This is a genomic window from Lentzea sp. NPDC051838 (genome assembly GCF_040681245.1).
Taxonomy (GTDB): domain Bacteria; phylum Actinomycetota; class Actinomycetes; order Mycobacteriales; family Pseudonocardiaceae; genus Lentzea.
In genome coordinates this window covers 412,512-430,206 of record NZ_JBFAYI010000003.1, presented here as the reverse complement: position 1 = coordinate 430,206, position 17,695 = coordinate 412,512, and the positions used below count along the sequence as shown (strand labels likewise).

Here is a 17,695-nt window from a genome sequence, read left to right as displayed (position 1 = left end):
ACCCAACGGAGGTCGGCGATGCGCGCACTAGCCGCAGCGCTGCTGCTTCTCGTCGCATTCGCTCAACCAGCCCAGGCCGCAGCCCTGGACACCGTGACGACCACGAGCGTCTACGGATGCCTGCGCACCAACGGGGCGGGCGTGTACGACGCGACGGTCAACAAGACGTTCGTGACGTACTCCGGCACCAAGCACGACATCTACGTGAAGGCGTTCGACCACGCCGCGAACACGTGGTCGGCGGCGGTCAAGGTCGCCACGCTGAACCTCAGCCACGACAACGCCTACCACGACTACCCGGTGCTCACGCAGCTCGGCGACGGCAGGCTCGCGGTCTTTCGCGCCACGCACACGTCCTCGATGCAGTTCTACACAGCGCCCACGCCACGTTCGATCACCGGCACGTGGACCGCGAAGACGATCTCCACCGACAAGAACACCTACCCCGAGCCGGTCGTCACCGGCAACACGATCCACCTGTTCTACAGCCACAACACGGATCTGTCGCACCCGTACCGCACGTACAAGATGATCAAGTCGACGGACAACGGCAAGACGTGGTCCGCGCCGAAGATGCTCATCGACTCGGGCCGCACCGCCGACAAGTACGCCGAGGTGTACGCGTTCGGCGTGACGCAGCGCAACGGCCGCGTCTACCTCACCTGGTCGATGCACGGCGGACCCAAGGGCCACAACGGCGGTGGCAAGAACATCTACGTCGCGTACTTCGACACCGCCTCGGGCACGATGTTCACGGTCGGCGGCGCCACGCTCGGCAACACCGTCGACGCCGCGGACCTCGACAAAACTCGAGTTGTCACCACGAACCCGCTCGACCTCCCGGCAGGCAAGGACCTTCCGGAGGAGAACCCGGTGACCGTGCCGTTGAACGACGGTTCGCTCGTGCTGGGCTACGGCGTGCACACCAAGACGAGCGCCAAGATCGTGCTCTCGCGGTTCGCCGACAACGCGTGGACCTCCACGACTGTCGACACCTCGACGTCGTTGTTCAAGGACCTCGTCTCGACCGGCAACGGCGTCGACTTCTCCTACGCCAGCGCGGACAAGAAGCGGCTGCTGGTCAAGTCGTGGACGCCCGGTGGAAGCGCGACCACCAAGCACGACCTGGCGGTGCCGTACTCGGCCGGCGCCGACACGACGTTCTACGCGAACTTCGTGGAGAACCGGCCGAGCGACCTGGTCGCGAACACCATCGACTACGAGACCCGCAAGACCAACCACACGGGCAAGTGGCCGGTGTTCAGCATCAGGGGTTAGCAGCGCACGTTGGTGTAAGCGGTGTAGTTGTCGTCCTGCTGGACGCTGACCATGCCGTAAGCGGCGGTGCACTGGGTGGTGGTGGCGGTCTTCTTGCTCCACAGCTCGACGGGAGCGAACTGGTCGCTGTTACCACCCTTGTGCGAGTTCGGCGTCCTGTCGGTCGCACTGCTGTAGATGCCGATCGCGGTCTGCGTGCCCCAGTAGCGGCCGGTGGCCCGGAAGCTCTCCCACACGTAGACGTAGGCCCAGTTGTACCCGCAGCCGGCGAACTGCTTCACCGACGCGATGTTGTCGCCCCGCCACTTGATGTAGGCGGTCGACCCGATCTGCCCGGCGCTGGCGCACCCCGGCGGCGTCTCGGCGTTGGCGACACCAGGGGACACGAAACCGAGCAGCACGAACGCGGCGGCGATGATCGCTCTCTTCATGGACCGATCGTCGCCGTTCGCGCTGACAACTCCCTGACACCGGAGTAGGCAGGAGGTATGCCTGTACAGCTCAACCACACCATCGTCCACGTCACCGACCAGGAGCGCTCGGCCCGCTTCCTCACCGAGATCCTCGGTCTGCCGGAGCCGGTCCGCTTCGGCCCGTTCCTCGTCGTCGAGGTCGCGAACGGCGTCTCGCTCGACTACATGACCAGCCGGGGCCCGATCACCGACCAGCACTACGCGTTCCTCGTGACCGAGGACGAGTTCGACGAGATCTTCGGCCGGATCCAGGAACGCGGACTCGACTACTGGGCGGACCCGTTCCACAGCAAGCACAAGCAGATCAACCACAACGACGGCGGCCGCGGCGTCTACTGGGACGACCCGGACGGCCACGCGCTGGAGATCATCACCAGGCCGTACGGCTCGGGAGCGCAATAGACCAAAAGTACCCCGACCGGTTCCTCGACTGCTTTGGTGCCCTATGCAACGCAACGTGGGCGCGCTGAAGCTCTGAGGAGTTGGTCGTCATGACGAGAAACCGTCTCGTGGCACTGGTCGTCGCCCTGCTGGGCGTGCTCACGTTCGTCCGGCCGGCGTCGGCCGCGCAGTTCGTGCTGACGCAGGCGCAGTTCAACCAGATGTTCCCGTCGCGCAACAGCTTCTACACCTACGCGGGTCACCCGCAGCATCAACGGATCCATCGAGTGCAACGGCGGCGCGCCCGCCCAGGTCGCCAACCGCGTGGCCGAGTACCAGCAGTTCGTCGGCGTCTTCGGAGTCTCCGCGGGCAACAACCTCAGCTGCTGATGAGTTCACATACACAAAAGGTATAGACCACCTCTTGTGCTCGGAGTGCCTTGCCTGCCACGGTGAGAGCGGTAACACACAGTGGGCGCGCAGAGGCTCCGAGGAGTTGGTCCGCATGTTCGGAACACGCGCCGCCGCCCTGATCGTCGCGCTGATCGGCGTCTTCACGCTCGTTCAGCCGGCGACGGCGGCGCCGTTCATCGTCACAGAAGCGCAGTTCAACCGAATGTTCCCCAACAGGAACGCCTTCTACACCTACGCAGGCCTGAAGTCCGCGATGAGCTCGTTCCAGTTCGCGAACCAGGGCAGTGACACGGTGAAGAAGCAGGAGTTCGCGGCGGCCATGGCGAACTTCTCGCACGAGACCGGCGGGCTCGTGTACATCAAGGAGATCAACCAGAACGGCGACTACTGCGACGAGACCAAGCCGTACGGCTGCCCGGCCGGAACGAGGCAGTACTACGGTCGCGGCCCGATCCAGCTGTCGTGGAACTTCAACTACAAGGCGGCCGGCGACTACATCGGGCAGAACCTGCTCGGCAACCCGAACCTGGTGTCCTCCAACGCGACCATCGCGTGGCGCACCGCGCTCTGGTACTGGATGACGCAGAACGGCCCCGGCACGATGACCGCGCACAACGCCATGGTCAACTCGCGCGGCTTCGGCCAGACGATCTGGGCCATCAACGGATCGCTGGAGTGCAACGGCCGCAACCCCGGCCAGGTCGAGAGCCGCGTGTCGAAGTACCGCCAGTTCACCGGAATCATCGGTGTCACGCCGGGCGGCAACCTGTACTGCTAGCAGTTGGGTCGAACAGCCGGACAGAAAAGGTCTAGACCCCTTGACTGGTCTGGACCATTGGTGCCAACCTCAGCACTGTTCACATCCGTGATTCCTCCGGGCGCGCAGACTCCAGGAGTGGATGAACCTTGCTGAGAAAACGCATCATCGCTTCCCTCGCGGCAGGCGTGATGGCAGCCGCGTTAGCCGTCATCACGCCGACCGCCGCCTCGCAGGCCGAGGTGTCGGCGCAATCGTGCACCTACACCAACTGGGTGCAGGGCCAGTGGTACACCACCGGCTCGATCGTGAAGTTCGAGAACGCGTACTACATCGCCGAGCACGACAATCCTGGTTACAGCCCCACGGTTTCCACGTGGTACTGGGATCCGTACAACTGTGACGGCGGCGGCGGTGGAGGTGGCGGCACCTGCACGTACACCGACTGGGTGCAGGGACAGTGGTACGTCACCGGCGCCATCGTCCGGTTCGAAGGCAACTTCTACATCGCCGAGCACGACAATCCCGGTTACAGCCCCACGGTTTCCACCTGGTACTGGGATCCGTACAACTGCAACGGCGGTGGTGGCGGAGGTGGCGGCGGCGGCAGCTTCGTCGTCAGCGAAGCCCAGTTCAACCAGATGTTCCCGTCGCGCAACAGCTTCTACAGCTACAGCGGTCTCGTCACGGCCATGAGCGCCTTCCCCGCGTTCGCGACCACCGGCAGCGACACCGTGAAGAAGCAGGAAGCGGCGGCGTTCCTCGCGAACGTCTCGCACGAGACCGGCGGCCTCGTGTACATCGAGGAGATCAACAAGAACAACGACCTCTGCGATGAGAGCAAGCCCTACGGCTGCCCCGCCGGGACGTACGGCTACTACGGCCGCGGCCCGATCCAGCTGTCGTGGAACTTCAACTACTACTCGGCCGGTCAGGCTCTCGGCATGGGCAACGACCTGCTGAACAACCCCGGCAGGGTGGCGAGCGACGCCGCGATCGCGTGGAAGACAGGGCTCTGGTACTGGAACACGCAGACCGGGCCGGGCACCATGACCGGGCACAACGCGATGGTCAACGGCGCCGGGTTCGGCCAGACCATCCGCAGCATCAACGGTTCCCTCGAATGCGACGGGCGCAACCCGGCGCAGGTCCAGAGCCGCGTGGACAGCTACAACCGGTTCGTCGGCATTCTCGGCGTTCCGGCCGGCGCGAACCTCTACTGCTAGAGCGTCTGGGAGGGCTGCTCACCCGAGCAGCCCTCCCAGCCGTGGTTCTCAGGCCGCGAGCTGTTCCTTCACCTGGGACAGCGACGGGTTGGTGAGCGCCTTGCCGTTCGGGAAGTGCACGGTCGGCACCGTGCGGTTGCCGCCGTTGACCTCCATCACGAAGTCGGCCGCACCGGGTGTCTCCTCGATGTTGATCTCGCGGTACTCGATGCCCTCGCGGTCGAGCGAGCTCTTCAGGATCCGGCAGTAGCCGCACCACGAGGTCGAGTAGACGGTCAGCTGGTCGGGAGCCATCAGGGCGCACTCCTCATCGAGGTCGAAAGATTGTCATGAGTATCAACGCTCGACGAGGAGTGCTTCATCCCGGGATGACTCAGATCACTGTGTTCGACTGCTTGGGGAGCAAGTGCTTCCACGACCTCCGGGTGCGACAGCTCATTTCTTGTGCTTGAGCAGCTTGGATCCCGGCTTCTGCGACTCGAAGTCGAGCTTCGCCCAGTTCTTGTCCTTCGGCACGGACAGGATCCGGGCCTCGTCGAGCAGGCCGTCGAACGAGCGCTTGCGGCTGTTGCTTCCCGCGGTCTTCTCGTTGTTGCCGATCGTCACGGGCTCGGCGCCGGCGGTCTTCCACGCGTTGGTGTCGGTCTTGCCGACCTCCAGCTTGCCGTTGATGTAGTAGTAGGCGTTCGGCTTGTCGATGACGAAGACGAAGTGGTACCAGGTGTTGTTCTTGACCTTGGTGTAGGCGCCGGACGGCAGCGGGCACCAGTCGTAGTTCGCTACGTCGATGCACGGCTCGGTCTGGTCACCCTCGCCGAAGTAGTGGATGCGGAAACCGCTTTCCCCCTTGGAGAACATCGCGATGTACGCGGCGGGGTGCGTCTTCGCGTTGGACCAGACGGAGAACGTTCCCTTCGACGGCAACGGGTTGAACAGACTGCTGGTCTCGCTGCCCGGCAGCAGCACGTACTCACTGCGAGCGCGGTTGAGCGACAACGCGTTGCCGACCACGCCGGCACCCGTCGCGTCGCCGGTGATGTTGACACCCTTGCCGTTGAGGTTGCCGGCCGAGTCGCGGTAGCCGTTGGCCGCGCCCTTCTCCGCCAGGTGGTGCGCGGTGAGCCAGCCGTCGGCCTTCGGGAACACCTTGGTGCCGTCGCTCTCCGACGACGCCTCCGGGTTGCCCCACTTCAGGGTCATGGTCTGGGTGGCGTTGCCCTTCACGTCGGTCCGCACCCAGATCGCCGCTTGCTTGGCGGCCGCGTCCCACTTCTCGATCTCGTACGGCAGCGGCGCGCCCGTGGCGTCGTCGAACCTGATGTCCGCGCCGCCGGGTTTGGCCTGGCCGAAGTCGAAGTTAGACGCGTCCAGCTTCACCGGCACCGGGAAGCCCTTCACGTCACCGGGAACGTTTGCACCGGAGGCCGTCGTGTCGATGGTGATCTTGCGCTGATGTGCCCAGCCCGCTTGGGCCTCTGACACCGCCACCGGCACCAGGAGTGCGCCGAGCAGTGTGGCGGAGATGGTGAGCGTGCGCCCTGTCTTCTGCATGTGGTCCCTTTTGTCCGGGGCGGCGGACACCTCTGGTTCTTACTGGAAACCTTGTTGCCTGTCAGCCCCGCGTCACTCGAACGGCCTAGCGATGGGCGATCGTCAGGCAATCGTCAGGTTAATTCCGCACACCGTGGGTGAGCATAGTTCGCGCACGACCGAAAAGTTCGGGCGTGCAATTCGTCCTGCTTTCCGACAAGTATTGCCGAACAATTCAGTCACCCATTCGGCGGCCCTTCGCAACACAGGGTTTCCGATATCGTCTGATTTCCGCCGCCGGTACCAACTTTTGGAAAGAAAGGCTGGCCATGCTGAAAACGGTGCTGGCTGCTGCCCTCGTGCTGACCGCGGTGGTCACCGCGCCCGCAGCGCAAGCTGTTCCCGACGTTCCCGATTTCGTCACGATCGACGTGGTCACCGTGAACGGTTCCGGCTGCCCGGCCGGCACCGCGGCAGTCGCGTCGGCCGATGACCGCACTTCGTTCACGGTCACCTACAGCGATTACCTCGCCCAGGCCGGACAGGGCTCAGGCCCCACCGACTTCCGCAAGAACTGCCAGCTCAACATCAGAGTGAGCTACCCGCAGGGCTTCACGTTCGGCATCGCCCAGGCGGACTACCGCGGATTCGCCCACCTACAGCAGGGCGCCACAGGCACAGAAAAAGGAAACTACTACTTCCAAGGCATGTCGCAGACCGCGAGCCGCACCCACAACTTCTACGGCCCGAAGTCCGACAACTGGCAGGCGACCGACCGCGCCACGGTGTCGGAAATCATCTACGCGCCGTGCGGTGAAGTCCGGCACCTGAACATCAACACCGAGCTGCGTGTGAACGCCGGAACCGCGTCGAAGGCGAACAGCTTCATGACGATGGATTCCACGGACAGCAGCGTGAGCACCAAGTACCAGTTCTCCTGGAAGCGCTGCTGATCCAGGCACCAATGCCGCCGCCCGTTCATTGTTGATCCCCAGACGGAAAGGTGCCTCATGCTCAACACACTGGCCGCGGCCGCGCTCGCGATGTCGACGATCATCATCCCGCCCGGCGGCGCCCCCGGTACCACGCCGCCGCCGGACATCATCACCATCGACGTCGTGACGATCAACGGCTCAGGCTGCCGGGCGGGAACGGCAGCGGTCGCCGTCAGCCCGGACAACAAGGCGTTCACGGTCACGTACAGCGAGTTCATGGCGCAGGTCGGCCCGCAGGCGCTGCCGACCGACTTCCGCAAGAACTGCCAGCTGAACCTGCGCGTCAACGTGCCGTCCGGCTTCACCTACGGCATCGCGTCCACCGACTACCGCGGCTTCGCGCACCTCGAACGCGGCGCCACGGCCCTGGAGAAGGCCAACTACTACTTCCAGGGCATGTCGCAGACGGAGTACAAGCAGCACAACTACAAGGGCCCGTTCAGCGACGACTGGCAGGCGACCGACACCACGGACGTCGCCGCGATCGTCTACCACCCGTGCGGTGAGAAGAGAAACTTCAACATCAACACGGAGCTGCGGGTCATGGCGGGCACTTCGGACAAGACGAAGACCAGCTTCATCGCGATGGACTCCACCGACGGGTCCATCGAGACCACGTACCACTTCTCGTGGTTGAAGTGCCCGCCCAAGCCGTAGCAACTCTCACCCCGGTGCCGGGCGTCCTGAGAAGGGGCGCCCGGCATCTCCCTAGATGAGGAAGCGGTACGCGGTGGTGCCCGGCGCCACGTGCTGGATCTTGAGCGGAGACTCCTTCATCCGCCCCCACAGCAGGTCGTAGTCCTCGCGACGGCCGAGCTCGATGCACACCAGCGCAGCCCCGGTCTCCCGGTTGTCGCGCTTGATGTACTCGAACAGCACGATGTCGTCGTCCTTGCCGAGCACCTCGTCGAGGAACCGGCGCAGCGCGCCCGGCTCCTGCGGGAACTCCACCAGGAAGTAGTGCTTCAGGCCGCGGTGGACCATCGAGCGCTCGACGATCTCGGCGTAGCGCGAGACGTCGTTGTTGCCGCCGGAGAGCAGGCAGACGACCGTCGAGTCGGGCGCCACCGAGATCTCCTCCAGCAGCGCGGCCGACGCCAGCGCCCCGGCGGGCTCCGCGATGATGCCGTCGATCTGGTACAGCTCCAGCATCTCCGTGCACACCGCGCCCTCGGACACGGTCAGCAGCTCGGCGCCGCTGTCGCGCACCATCGGGAACGTCACGTCGCCCGCCCTGCGCACCGCGGCGCCGTCGACGAACGAGTCGACCTCGGGCAGCGTCACCGGGTGGCCGGCCTGAACAGCCGCGATCATGCTCGCCGCGCCCGCCGGCTCGACGCCGATGATGCGAGTGCGCGGGAAGCGCTCCTTGAACCACGTGCCGACGCCGGAGAGCAGGCCACCGCCGCCGACCGGGACGACGACCACGTCGGGCGCGCCGCCGAGCTGCTGCACGATCTCCAGGCCGACGGTGCCCTGGCCCGCGACCGTGCGGCGGTCGTCGAACGCCGGGACGAGCGTCGCGCCCGTGGTCTGGGCGTACTCCTTGGCCAGCGCGGCCGCGTCGTCGTACGTGTCGCCGTCGACGATCAGCTGCACCATGCCCTGGCCCAGGGCGGCGATGCGGTCGCGTTTCTGGCGCGGGGTGGTGCGGGGGACGTGCACGCGGCCCTCGATGCCGAGGCGGCGGCACGCGTAGGCCATGCCCTGGCCGTGGTTGCCCGCTGACGCGCAGACCGCGCCGCCGAACGCGAACTCCGTCTGGCAGAGCAGGTTGAACGCGCCGCGCAGCTTGTAGGAACGGCCGACCTGGAGGTCCTCGCGCTTGAACCACACGCGGGCGCCGGTTCGTTCGGAGAGCCGCTGGTTCACCTCGAGCGGCGTGGTGCGGGCGACTCCCCCGAGCCGGGCTGCGGCCGCGGACACCTCATCAGCGAAGGACATGTCAATACATCTTCCGTGAACGACTCGGGTCTGGCACGCGTACCCCTAGAAAGACAGGGGAGGTGCTCGTGTTTCGCCTTGTGGGCGTTCTGACGCTGCTCATGATGCTCTCCGCGGTTCCCGCGCACGCCCATGGCGCGCCCACTGACCCCGCGAGCAGGGCTTATCTGTGCTCACCAGGTCAGCCCTCAGCATCATCCTCGCCATGCCGGAAGGCCATTCAGGCGGGTCTGCCGTCCAAGGAGTGGGACAACATCCGGCTGCCGAACGTGGCCGGGCGCGACGCGGCCCGGGTTCCGGACGGCAAACTGTGCAGCGCCGGGCTCGCGAAGTACGCCGGGCTCGACCTGCCGTCGTCCGAGTGGCCCGTGACGACGTTGAAGAGCACCGCCTTCACCTACCGGGCGACGATTCCGCACCAGGGATCGTTCCGCTTCTACGTCACGAAGGTGGGCTACGACCCGACGCGCGCGCTGCGGTGGACGGATCTCGAGCAGTTCCTGACGGTGCCCACTCCCCCGTTGGTCAACGGCTCCTACGAGTTCCAGGTGCGGTTGCCGCAACGAACCGGCCGGCACCTCATCTACACCGTCTGGCAGAACACGGACACGCCCGACACCTACTACTCGTGCACCGATGTCGAGATCGCCGCACCCGTCACGACGACAACCGCACCGCCCAGGACGACGCTGAAGTCGAGCACCCCTCGACCCGTTCCCGTTGCGTCGAGCGCCGAACAACCTCCTTCCGACGCAACGAGGTTCGGCATGTCCGCCGTGGTAGCGGCGCTGGGTGGCCTGGCGGTGCTGGGCGGGATCATGTTGTGGCGCAAAAGAATTCTGTGAACGTCCCGGTCCCTAAAAGGTCTGGACCACTACTACGATGATCTTCGGGCGCGCAACCCTGCGACAGTGAGGTGTGTGCCTCGATGGTCAGAAAACTGTTGACCGTGCTGGCTTTGATCGGCGCGGCACTCTTCCCGGTCGGCCTCTCGGCCACCGGTCCGGCACAGGCGGCGCCGTTCAAGGTCCTCGGTTTCTACAGCGGAACCTGGGACGCCGCCCACATCGCGTTCGTCAACGAGGCGAACCCGTGGTTCACCAGGGCCGCCCAGGACAACGGCTTCACCTACGAGGCCACGAACAACTGGGACAGGCTCAACACCCTCACGCCCTCGCAGGCGCAGGTCGTGCTGTTCCTCGACGACCAGCCGCACAACGCCGCGCAGCGCACCGGTTTCCAGCGCTACATGGAGGCGGGCGGCGGCTTCTTCGGCTTCCACGTCAGCGCCTTCACGCAGAACGCGAACGAGTGGTCCTGGTACCACAACACGTTCCTGGGCAAGGGGAACTTCGTCAACAACACCTGGGGCCCGACCACCGCGACGCTGAAGGTCGAGACCCGCACGCACCCGTCGACCCTGCGCCTGCCCGAGAAGTTCACCTCCTCGGTCAGCGAGTGGTACAGCTGGTCGCGTGACCTGCGCACGAACCCGGACATCCAGATCCTGGCGAGCGTCGACCCGTCGAGCTTCCCGCTCGGCACCGACCCGAACCAGCAGTGGCGCAGCGGCTACTACCCGATCATGTGGACGAACAAGAACTTCAAGATGATCTACGCGAACTTCGGCCACAACGCGATGGACTACCCGAACAACCGTCCGTTGTCGTCGACGTTCGCCTCGGCCACGCAGAACAACTTCATCATCGACAGCCTGCTGTGGCTGGGCGGCGGCGGTTCACCCCAGCCGCAGCCCGACTTCAAGACCGTCGTCAACCGCGGCAACGGCAAGTGCGTCGACGCTCGGTCCGCCGGTCTCGACAACGGCACCGTCATCCAGCAGTACGCCTGCAACGGCACGGCCGCGCAGAACTTCCGCGCCGTGGCCACGAGTGACGGCTACAGCCGGATCGAGTACCGCAACGACAGCTCGAAGGTCCTGGACGTGAGCAACGTGTCCACCGCGGACGGCGCGGGCATCCACCTGTGGACCTACGGCGGCGGCACCAACCAGCAGTGGCGCGTCACCACCGGCGCCGACGGCTACTCGACCCTGACCGCCCGCCACTCCGGCAAGTGCCTCAGCGCGCCGAGCGGGAACACCGACGGCGTGCAGCTGATCCAGGCGACCTGCAACGGCTCGGCGGCCCAGAGCTTCAAGATCGGCTAGTCGTCCCGGCCGGGGTGAGGCCCGGTCACGGTCACCCGTTCCCCCGGTCTCCTGCTCCCGGAGACCGGGTGGGACGTGGCCAGGAACCCGTACATGTCGTTGAGCTGGTGCAACGCGGAGACCGCGTCCCGCCACACCGGGCAGGGCCAGGCGCGATGCCGCCCGTACCACGTGTGGCACGACTTGCAGCGATGACGCTCGTTCGGCTCGTGCATCCGCAGCAGCCCCCGCCACCAGGGCAGGGCAGCGCGCAGCTGCTCGCGCAGCTCGAACACCTCGTTCGGCGAGTCCGTCTGCGCGAGCTGGTTCATGGTCTTGTAGACGACGTCGATCACGGTTCGGTGAAACGACCCCTGTCGTTCAGCAAGCGCCATGTCCGGTGTCCTCCGGTATCCCCACCGCAGTTGAGACGGGCACGATGGGAGTCTATGTTGGCCAGAGGCGGGGTTTCAACTGGTGAAAATCCCGTCACCCAGATAGCCCTTTCCGTGAGTGGAAACGCTCACTGCGCGCAACGGGGGGAGCCGGCAATGGCGGGGGAACGGTCCCTGGCTGACAAGCTCAACCACCTCTTCGCCCGGCACACCTCCCGCTCCGGCCAGGAGTACAGCAACGAGCAGGTCGCGGCGGCGATCGCGGACACGGGCGTCACCATCTCCCAGAGCTACATCTGGCAGCTGCGCAAGGGCAAGAAGGACAACCCGACTTTCAAGCACTTGCAGGCACTGGCAGGCTTCTTCGGTGTGCCCGTGAGCTACTTCTTCGACGACGAGGTCACCGACCGCGTCGACGAGCAGCTGAAGTCGTTGCAGGACGAGCAGTCGCGCCTCAACGAGCTCGCCGCGGGCAGCGACGCCCAACTCATGGCGATGCGCGCGGGCGAGCTGTCGCCGGACCGCCGCCGCCTGGTCATGGAGTTGCTCGACGTCGTCTACCGACAGGAACAGGCCGAGCGCGGCGAAGGATGATCTCGTGGCCGAACGGGAGTTGCGCAAGCGGTGCCGCCGCTTGCTGAACGAGCTGGACATTCACCCGCCGCTGGACGTCGAGGAGCTCTGCCGCAGAGTAGGTGACCAGCGAGGCAAACCGATCCGGCTGATCGCGCACCCGATTCCGGTGCCCGGTCCGTACGGGGTGTGGATCGCGACCGCCAGAGCCGACTACATCCTGTACCAGCAGGAGACGTCGAAGGCGCACCAGAACCACATCATCCTGCACGAGCTGGGCCATCTGCTCGCCGGTCACACGAGCGACGAGCAGGACGACGAGCTGCTCGCGGGCCTCTACCCGGATCTCGAACCGGACGCCGTGCGGCGAGCACTGCGGCGCACCTCCTACGACACCGCGCACGAGCGCGAGGCCGAGACGGTCGCGACGATCATCCTCGAGTGGGCATCGGTGCTGGACAAGGTCGCGCCGCGCAACTCGGAGGGCCCGGCGCGGCGGATGGCGTCCTCGCTCGCCGACCGGATCGGATGGCTCTGACGTGGAGTGCTCCCCCGCCACCCCGAGCACCACCGCAGGCTTCGCACGCTTGGTGGCCTACCCGCTCGCCGACCAGAACGGGCTGTTCTAGATGGAGTACCTCAAGGAAACGCAGGGCATCGTCGCGTTCTCCGCGCTCGCCGTCGTGCTCTACCTGCTGGTGCGCCGCCCGCACGACCCGCGGCTGCGGTCGGTGACGGGGCTGGTGGCCGGGTGGGCGATCGGCTACCCCTTCGGGCGGGCCGCGGCGAACGGGCGGTGGTTCCTCGGCCTCGACCCGATGGTCTGCCAGCTGATCCAGCACGCGCTGCTGCAGGTCGGCGTGTACGGCCTGATCTGCTTCTTCATCTTCTCCGCCCTCGACGACACGAGGGCGCGCAGGCACGCGTGGATCCAGCTCGCGCCTCTCCTGCTGTGCAACGCGGGGATGACGTGGGCCGTCGTGGCGATCCCCGACGACCTGCGCCGGGCCGCGGCTCTGGTGCCGAACTCGCTCGGCGGCGGGCCGACCGGTGTCCTCGCGATCACGGTGTTCTACGCGCTGGGCAACGGTTATCTGCTCTACGGGTTCGCGGCGATGTTCGTCTGGGCCCGCCGCTACGCCCGCGGTGCCGAGCCGAGGCTGCGCAGGGGCCTGCTGATCACCTCGACCGGCCTCGGGCTGCTGGTGCCGGCCGACGCGATCTTCGTGTCGTCCAACATCTCCCGCTACTTCGGCGAACCGCTCCCCCGCTGGCTGCTGACCACCGCGGTGTGGTTCCTTCTGCCCGGCGTGCTGCTGTGCGTGATCGGCGTCGTCTACCCGATCGCCGCGATGCGGTTCGCGGCTTCCAGGCTGTGGCTGCGGCACCTGCGCGCGTACCACCGGCTCGCTCCACTGTGGACGCTGCTGAACCAGTCGTTCCCCGAGGACGCGCTGCATCGCGTGCCGTCGAAGGGCTTCTCGTTGCGGGGCGTGCACCGGCGCTACTACCGGCGGGTGATCGAGTGCCGGGACGGGTTGGTGCGGATCAGCCCGTACGTCGCCGAGACGCCGGACGAGATGCCGCTCGCCGAACGGTTGCGCGCGGGGCTGGAGACGCGGCAGGCGGGCGCGGTGACGTTGCGCAGGCCGATCGCGCTGGCGATTCCCGAGGACGACGGCATGGACGCGGACGTGCGGGAGCTGGAAAAACTCGCCGTGGCCCTGCGCTGAAATTAGGCTGCGGGCGTGGACCTGCCCGTGATGCCGCCGGTGAAGCCGATGCTCGCGAAGTCCGTCCCCGAACTGCCGCGCGGGGACGGTCTCGCGTACGAGCCGAAGTGGGACGGCTTCCGCTGCATCGTGTTCCGCGACGGCGACGAGGTGGAGCTGGGCTCGCGCAACGACAAGCCGCTCACCCGCTACTTCCCCGAGGTCGTGGAGCTGCTGCGCGAGGCGTTGCCACCGCGCTGTGTCGTGGACGGCGAGATCGTGCTGGTCACGCCGGACGGGCTGAGCTTCGACACCCTCCAGCTGCGCCTGCACCCGGCCGCGTCGCGGGTCCGCAAGCTGTCGGTGGAGACGCCGGCCTCGTTCGTGGCGTTCGACCTGCTGGCGTGCGGCGACCAGGACCTCACCGCGCTGCCGTTGAGCGAACGGCGCAAGCTCCTCGAAGAGATCGTCACCGAGATCCCCGGCGTCTACCTGACACCGTCCACTGAGGATCCCGAGGTCGCGCAGGACTGGTTCACCCGGTTCGAGGGCGCGGGTTTCGACGGCGTGATGGTGAAGGCTCTGGACGGCGTCTACGAGCCCGACAAGCGCGTGATGTTCAAGGTCAAGCACGAACGCACGGCCGACTGCGTGGTCGCGGGCTACCGGCTGCACAAGGACGGCGAGACCGTCGGATCGCTCGTGCTCGGGCTGTACCAGGACGGCGAGCTGCACAACGTCGGCGTCGCGAGCAGCTTCACGGCGGCGCGGCGCAGGGAGCTGGTCGAAGAGCTCAAGCCGCTGCTGGACCCCGCCGACCACCCGTGGGCCGCGTGGGCGACCTACACCGGGCCCGGGATGAACAGCCGCTGGAACCCCGAGAAGCAGCTGCAGATCGTGCTGCTGGACCCGACCCGCGTGGCCGAGGTGCGGTACGAGCACGTGCAGGGCGGCCGGTTCCGCCACACCGCGCGGCTGGTGCGCTTCCGCGACGACCGCGATCCGGTCAGCTGCACGTACGAGCAGCTGGAGGAGGTCGCGCCCGCCGAGCTGGACGCCCTGTTCGGCGAAGCGGAGCGCAGGCGCACAATCGAGACGTGAAGGTGATCAAGCGGGACGGCACGCACGAGATCGAGATCCAGCGGTCGCGGTTCCTGTGCCACGTCGCCCGCGTCACCACCGACCAGGAAGCGTCGGAGTTCTTCGCGCGGATTCGCAAGGAGCACTGGCAGGCGACCCACAACTGCACGGCGTTCCGCACCGCCGACACCCAGCGCTCGTCCGACGACGGTGAACCCGCTGGTACGGCCGGTGTGCCGATGCTGGAGGTCCTGACGCGGCGGGATCTCGTCGACACCGCGGTGGTCGTCACCCGCTACTACGGCGGCATCAAGCTCGGCGCGGGCGGCCTGGTGCGGGCCTACGGACGGGCCGTGTCGGAGGCCATCGACTCGTTGGGCACTCTCACCCGTGAACGGCACGAGAGTCTGCTTCTGGCCGTGGACCACGATCAGGCGGGCAAGCTGGAGAACGCGTTGCGCGCGGCCGGGTACCACGTCGCGGACACCGAATACGGTCATGACGTCACCTTCACCGTGCTCACGAAGGATCCCGGGGCGTTCGAGGTCTGGCTCGCCGCTCAGACCGGCGGTGCCGTCACCGCGATCAGGGGCGAGCCCGTGGACCTCGACACCTAGAACTTGTCCGCCCAGTTCAACGCGTAGTCGGCGACCTCTTCCCAGCCCGGCGTGCCCATGACGAAGTGCGGCCGGGTTCGGGAGCGGGTGCTGCAGGCCGCTGACCGGCTGTTTTACGCGAAGAGCGCGCACGCGGTCGGCATGGACGAGCTGCGCACCGAGGCCGGCGTCTCGCTGAAGAAGCTCTACCAGCTCTTCGACGGCAAGGAGGCGCTGGTCGAGGAGGTGCTGCGCCGGCGTGAGGAGGCCATCACCGCCGCGACGCTCGAGTACGTCGTCCGCGCGCACACCCCGGAAGACCAATCCTGGCGATCTTCGACTGGATGGCGGACTCGGCCGGCACGACCGACTTCCGCGGCTGCGCGTTCATCAACTCCTACGCCGAGCTGGGGCCGTCCTCGGAGCGCGTGACGGCGGTCGTGCGCCACCAGAAGACCGGGGTGCGGGGCGCGATCGCGGCGATGGTCGAGGCGATGGGCCGACCGGCGTGGGTGGCGGACTCGATCTTCCTGCTGTTCGAGGGGGCGATGACGAACACGGCCATCACGGTGTCGTCCGAACCGGCTCGCCAGGCTCAACGAGCGGCACGGTTCCTGCTCGACAACGCCCTACCTCCGACGGGTGAATCTCAATAGGACCCGTGGAAGCGTTCTCCCCGAACAGATTCCTGAGGGGGAACATGTCCAAGCTCCTGACGGGCGCGCTGACCGGCGCGCTCCTGCTGACGAGCGTGCCCGCGCTCGCCGCACCAGCCCAAGTGCCAGTGCTGACCTGGACCGACTGCCGCGACGGCTACCAGTGCGCGACCGCTGACGTCCCGCTCGACCACCGGAACCCGAGCGGCGAGAAGATCACGCTCGCCCTCACCCGCAGGCCCGCCGCCGACCCCGCGCGACGCATCGGGTCGTTGTTCGTCAACCCCGGCGGGCCCGGCGGCGGCACCGACGGTCTCGTGCGGTTCTTCGGGTCCAACGGGCCGAAAGAGCTGCGCGACCGGTTCGACATCGTCGGCTTCGACCCGCGTGGTGTGGCCCGCAGCCAGCCGCTGGCCTGCATGAACCAGACGGAGTACACGGCGGCGTGGGCCGAGGCGACCGCCAAGCCGCGCCGTGACTCGTTCGACAGCGCGGTGCGCACCGGCAAGGCGTTCGCCGATGCGTGTGCGCGAGAGAGCGCGAAGCTGCTGCCGTTCGTCGGCACCGAGGCCGTCGCACGCGACATGGACCTGCTGCGGCAGTCGGTGGGCGACGCGAAGCTGAACTACTTCGGCATCTCGTTCGGGACGTACATCGGCACGGTCTACGCGAACCTGTTCCCGCGCAACTTCCGGGTCCTCGCGCTCGACGGCGCCTACAACCCGCACACGTACGCGAACCGGCCCTACGAGTACGACCTGGGTCAGTTCGAGGCGGTCGAGGCCGCGTTGGGCCGGTTCTTCGACTGGTGCGTGACGACCAGGTGCGTGTTCGGCGAGGGCAACCCGCGGGCCGCGTTCGCCACGCTTCAGGAACAGCTCGACAAGGAACCGGTGGTGGTGAACGGCGTGCTGCAGGGCAACGGCGCGACGCTCACGTACAACGTCATGTCCGAGCTCGGCGGCGGCAAGAGCTCGTGGCCCGACATCGCCCAGGGCCTGGCCGACGCGCAGAAGCGCACCGGCGGTCTGCTGGCCGTGCCCGGCCCGCGGTTCCACGCGGCCAACACGTCGGTCGAGTGCGCGGACAGGGCGTTCTCGTCGAGCAGGGCCGAGCTGCGTGCCCGGCTCGCGTTCGCCTCGGCGAAGGCACCGCTGACCGGCCCTGCGCTCGCGTACGCGGTGCCGAGCTACGACCACGCGCACGCCACGGCATGCACCCAGTGGCCGGTGAAGTCGAAGTCGCGCTACCCCGGCCCGTTCTCGGCTCCCGGCGCGGCCCCGATCCTCGTCGTCGGCAACACCGGTGACCCCGACACCCCGTACCAGGACTCGGTGGCGCTGGCCCGGACGTTGCGCAGCGGGCACCTGCTGACGCATCGCGGCGAGGGCCACACCGGGTTCTTCCAGAGCGAGAAGTGCGTCTCCGACCACGTCGTCGCCTATCTCGCAGAGGGCGCCCTACCCCCACAGGGCGCCTTCTGCGAGGACTAGAGGCCGGCTAGGTCTTCGGGTCCGGCGGCGGGTTGTCGGGTTT

The 17,695-nt window shown here is 66.9% G+C and carries 21 protein-coding genes and 1 pseudogene; 17 read left to right on the top strand and 5 right to left on the bottom strand.

Annotated features, from left to right (window positions below):
- Window positions 1-18: 18 nt before the first annotated feature.
- The gene (locus tag AB0M24_RS10445; protein ID WP_363763872.1) at window positions 19-1,278 is read left to right on the top strand and encodes a BNR-4 repeat-containing protein; all 1,260 of its coding nucleotides are present in this window, start codon (window positions 19-21) and stop codon (window positions 1,276-1,278) included.
- Here the strand turns inward: AB0M24_RS10445 and AB0M24_RS10440 are convergent.
- The gene (locus AB0M24_RS10440; RefSeq protein ID WP_363763869.1) at window positions 1,275-1,709 is read right to left on the bottom strand and encodes a hypothetical protein; all 435 of its coding nucleotides are present in this window, start codon (window positions 1,707-1,709) and stop codon (window positions 1,275-1,277) included. The genes AB0M24_RS10445 and AB0M24_RS10440 overlap by 4 nt on opposite strands.
- A 57-nt stretch (window positions 1,710-1,766) precedes the next feature.
- On the opposite strand from AB0M24_RS10440, the gene AB0M24_RS10435 reads away from it, so the two are divergent.
- The 4 genes and pseudogenes from AB0M24_RS10435 to AB0M24_RS10420 all read left to right on the top strand — a co-directional run bounded on the left by AB0M24_RS10435 (window position 1,767) and on the right by AB0M24_RS10420 (window position 4,529).
- Window positions 1,767-2,153, top strand: a complete 387-nt coding sequence (locus AB0M24_RS10435; protein WP_363763866.1) for a VOC family protein — start codon at window positions 1,767-1,769, stop codon at window positions 2,151-2,153.
- Between the two features lie 243 nt (window positions 2,154-2,396).
- Window positions 2,397-2,522, top strand: a pseudogene (locus tag AB0M24_RS10430) (glycoside hydrolase family 19 protein); the annotation flags it as partial.
- 115 nt (window positions 2,523-2,637) lie between these two features.
- A complete protein-coding gene (locus AB0M24_RS10425; protein ID WP_363763863.1) occupies window positions 2,638-3,324 on the top strand; it encodes a chitinase in 687 nt (228 codons plus the stop codon).
- Between the two features lie 128 nt (window positions 3,325-3,452).
- Complete coding sequence (locus AB0M24_RS10420; protein WP_363763860.1) at window positions 3,453-4,529, top strand: chitinase; 1,077 nt, start codon at window positions 3,453-3,455, stop codon at window positions 4,527-4,529.
- Between the two features lie 48 nt (window positions 4,530-4,577).
- Here the strand turns inward: AB0M24_RS10420 and AB0M24_RS10415 are convergent, their stop codons facing one another.
- The gene (locus AB0M24_RS10415; protein ID WP_363763857.1) at window positions 4,578-4,823 is read right to left on the bottom strand and encodes a mycoredoxin; all 246 of its coding nucleotides are present in this window, start codon (window positions 4,821-4,823) and stop codon (window positions 4,578-4,580) included.
- Window positions 4,824-4,964: 141 nt separating this feature from the next.
- Window positions 4,965-6,080 carry a DUF2341 domain-containing protein gene (locus tag AB0M24_RS10410; protein WP_363763854.1) on the bottom strand — a complete coding sequence of 372 codons (1,116 nt, stop codon included), beginning with the start codon at window positions 6,078-6,080 and terminating at the stop codon, window positions 4,965-4,967.
- Window positions 6,081-6,388: 308 nt separating this feature from the next.
- Between AB0M24_RS10410 and AB0M24_RS10405 the strand changes: the two genes are divergently transcribed.
- Both AB0M24_RS10405 and AB0M24_RS10400 read left to right on the top strand, forming a co-directional pair.
- Window positions 6,389-7,012, top strand: coding sequence for a DUF4360 domain-containing protein (locus tag AB0M24_RS10405; protein ID WP_363764315.1), 624 nt, complete (start codon window positions 6,389-6,391; stop codon window positions 7,010-7,012).
- 57 nt (window positions 7,013-7,069) lie between these two features.
- Complete coding sequence (locus tag AB0M24_RS10400; RefSeq protein ID WP_363763851.1) at window positions 7,070-7,711, top strand: DUF4360 domain-containing protein; 642 nt, start codon at window positions 7,070-7,072, stop codon at window positions 7,709-7,711.
- Window positions 7,712-7,762: 51 nt separating this feature from the next.
- On the opposite strand, the gene ilvA is transcribed toward AB0M24_RS10400, so the two are convergent.
- On the bottom strand, window positions 7,763-8,998 hold the full coding sequence (gene ilvA / locus AB0M24_RS10395; protein WP_363763849.1) for a threonine ammonia-lyase IlvA: 1,236 nt from the start codon (window positions 8,996-8,998) through the stop codon (window positions 7,763-7,765).
- A gap of 68 nt (window positions 8,999-9,066) precedes the next feature.
- On the opposite strand from ilvA, the gene AB0M24_RS10390 reads away from it, so the two are divergent.
- Together AB0M24_RS10390 and AB0M24_RS10385 are read left to right on the top strand one after the other, a co-directional pair.
- Window positions 9,067-9,843 (top strand): lytic polysaccharide monooxygenase, encoded by a 777-nt coding sequence (locus AB0M24_RS10390; RefSeq protein ID WP_363763846.1) that lies wholly within the window; start codon window positions 9,067-9,069, stop codon window positions 9,841-9,843.
- A gap of 83 nt (window positions 9,844-9,926) precedes the next feature.
- Entirely contained in the window at window positions 9,927-11,168 is a 1,242-nt protein-coding gene (locus tag AB0M24_RS10385) for an RICIN domain-containing protein (protein WP_363763843.1), read from the top strand.
- Here the strand turns inward: AB0M24_RS10385 and AB0M24_RS10380 are convergent.
- Window positions 11,165-11,503, bottom strand: coding sequence for a hypothetical protein (locus AB0M24_RS10380; RefSeq protein WP_363763840.1), 339 nt, complete (start codon window positions 11,501-11,503; stop codon window positions 11,165-11,167). The genes AB0M24_RS10385 and AB0M24_RS10380 overlap by 4 nt on opposite strands.
- Window positions 11,504-11,698: 195 nt before the next feature.
- Between AB0M24_RS10380 and AB0M24_RS10375 the strand changes: the two genes are divergently transcribed.
- From AB0M24_RS10375 to AB0M24_RS10340, 8 genes are all read left to right on the top strand, one after another.
- The gene (locus AB0M24_RS10375) at window positions 11,699-12,136 is read left to right on the top strand and encodes a helix-turn-helix domain-containing protein (RefSeq protein ID WP_363763838.1); all 438 of its coding nucleotides are present in this window, start codon (window positions 11,699-11,701) and stop codon (window positions 12,134-12,136) included.
- A 4-nt stretch (window positions 12,137-12,140) separates the two neighbouring features.
- Window positions 12,141-12,653, top strand: coding sequence for a hypothetical protein (locus AB0M24_RS10370; RefSeq protein ID WP_363763835.1), 513 nt, complete (start codon window positions 12,141-12,143; stop codon window positions 12,651-12,653).
- A 91-nt stretch (window positions 12,654-12,744) separates the two neighbouring features.
- A complete protein-coding gene (locus tag AB0M24_RS10365; protein ID WP_363763832.1) occupies window positions 12,745-13,848 on the top strand; it encodes an MAB_1171c family putative transporter in 1,104 nt (367 codons plus the stop codon).
- 15 nt (window positions 13,849-13,863) lie between these two features.
- Window positions 13,864-14,928 (top strand): ATP-dependent DNA ligase, encoded by a 1,065-nt coding sequence (locus tag AB0M24_RS10360; RefSeq protein ID WP_363763829.1) that lies wholly within the window; start codon window positions 13,864-13,866, stop codon window positions 14,926-14,928.
- Entirely contained in the window at window positions 14,925-15,524 is a 600-nt protein-coding gene (locus tag AB0M24_RS10355) for a YigZ family protein (RefSeq protein ID WP_363763826.1), read from the top strand. The genes AB0M24_RS10360 and AB0M24_RS10355 overlap by 4 nt, the downstream gene beginning before the upstream one ends.
- A gap of 57 nt (window positions 15,525-15,581) precedes the next feature.
- Entirely contained in the window at window positions 15,582-15,935 is a 354-nt protein-coding gene (locus AB0M24_RS10350; RefSeq protein ID WP_363764313.1) for a helix-turn-helix domain-containing protein, read from the top strand.
- A complete protein-coding gene (locus AB0M24_RS10345) occupies window positions 15,932-16,159 on the top strand; it encodes a hypothetical protein (protein WP_363763823.1) in 228 nt (75 codons plus the stop codon). The genes AB0M24_RS10350 and AB0M24_RS10345 overlap by 4 nt, the downstream gene beginning before the upstream one ends.
- A 44-nt stretch (window positions 16,160-16,203) precedes the next feature.
- Window positions 16,204-17,652, top strand: a complete 1,449-nt coding sequence (locus AB0M24_RS10340) for an alpha/beta hydrolase (protein WP_363763819.1) — start codon at window positions 16,204-16,206, stop codon at window positions 17,650-17,652.
- The last annotated feature ends 43 nt before the right edge of the window (window positions 17,653-17,695 follow it).

Bases quoted from the DNA above. Each gene is read 5' to 3' on its own strand.
- AB0M24_RS10405 (WP_363764315.1), top strand. From the start codon at position 6,389: ATGCTGAAAACGGTGCTGGCTGCTGCCCTCGTGCTGACCGCGGTGGTC.
- AB0M24_RS10365 (WP_363763832.1), top strand. From the start codon at position 12,745: ATGGAGTACCTCAAGGAAACGCAGGGCATCGTCGCGTTCTCCGCGCTC.
- AB0M24_RS10385 (WP_363763843.1), top strand. From the start codon at position 9,927: ATGGTCAGAAAACTGTTGACCGTGCTGGCTTTGATCGGCGCGGCACTC.
- AB0M24_RS10350 (WP_363764313.1), top strand. From the start codon at position 15,582: ATGACGAAGTGCGGCCGGGTTCGGGAGCGGGTGCTGCAGGCCGCTGAC.
- AB0M24_RS10445 (WP_363763872.1), top strand. From the start codon at position 19: ATGCGCGCACTAGCCGCAGCGCTGCTGCTTCTCGTCGCATTCGCTCAA.
- AB0M24_RS10400 (WP_363763851.1), top strand. From the start codon at position 7,070: ATGCTCAACACACTGGCCGCGGCCGCGCTCGCGATGTCGACGATCATC.
- AB0M24_RS10425 (WP_363763863.1), top strand. From the start codon at position 2,638: ATGTTCGGAACACGCGCCGCCGCCCTGATCGTCGCGCTGATCGGCGTC.
- AB0M24_RS10375 (WP_363763838.1), top strand. From the start codon at position 11,699: ATGGCGGGGGAACGGTCCCTGGCTGACAAGCTCAACCACCTCTTCGCC.
- ilvA (WP_363763849.1), bottom strand. From the start codon at position 8,998: ATGTCCTTCGCTGATGAGGTGTCCGCGGCCGCAGCCCGGCTCGGGGGA.
- AB0M24_RS10340 (WP_363763819.1), top strand. From the start codon at position 16,204: ATGTCCAAGCTCCTGACGGGCGCGCTGACCGGCGCGCTCCTGCTGACG.
- AB0M24_RS10415 (WP_363763857.1), bottom strand. From the start codon at position 4,823: ATGGCTCCCGACCAGCTGACCGTCTACTCGACCTCGTGGTGCGGCTAC.
- AB0M24_RS10435 (WP_363763866.1), top strand. From the start codon at position 1,767: ATGCCTGTACAGCTCAACCACACCATCGTCCACGTCACCGACCAGGAG.
- AB0M24_RS10410 (WP_363763854.1), bottom strand. From the start codon at position 6,080: ATGCAGAAGACAGGGCGCACGCTCACCATCTCCGCCACACTGCTCGGC.
- AB0M24_RS10440 (WP_363763869.1), bottom strand. From the start codon at position 1,709: ATGAAGAGAGCGATCATCGCCGCCGCGTTCGTGCTGCTCGGTTTCGTG.